The organism is Mesorhizobium sp. LNHC221B00 (assembly GCF_000502935.1).
Taxonomy (GTDB): Bacteria; Pseudomonadota; Alphaproteobacteria; order Rhizobiales; family Rhizobiaceae; genus Mesorhizobium; species Mesorhizobium opportunistum.
Map to the genome: position 1 here is coordinate 1 of NZ_AYWR01000064.1, position 421 is coordinate 421.

The 421-nt window shown below is 63.2% G+C and carries 1 protein-coding gene; it reads right to left on the bottom strand.

Going from position 1 to position 421, the window contains the following annotated elements; translation table 11 throughout:
* Nucleotides 1-152: 152 nt before the first annotated feature.
* Nucleotides 153-421: phosphoribosyltransferase family protein (locus X741_RS136485; protein ID WP_023781034.1), on the bottom strand; the 269-nt coding region annotated here is incomplete at its 5' end.

Here is a 421-nt window from a genome sequence, read left to right on the forward strand (position 1 = left end):
ATTACAAGGTGACTGGAGTTCGACAGCGCGGTGCTGGTGAAGGCTGGGTAGGGCTAGGGTTTAGGCAGTAGGGATTAGGCAGCAGTGGGTGCTGCTCCTTGCACGGAATGCGGAGCTTCACTCCCTACTCCCTACTCCCTACTCCCTACTCCCTAATGCCCCTCAAACCCGATCAACGTCCGCACCGGCACGCCCAGCGCTTCGAGCTTCGCCCGTCCGCCGAGATCCGGCAGGTCGATGACGAAGCACGCGGCAAGAATATCGGCGCCGATCTGCCTCAGCAGCTTGACCGCCGCCTCCGCCGTGCCGCCGGTCGCGATCAGGTCGTCAACCAGGATCACCTTCTCGCCCGGCGCAACGCCGTCCTTGTGCATCTCCATCTCGTCCAGCCCGTATTCCAGGCTGTAGGCGACGCGTACCG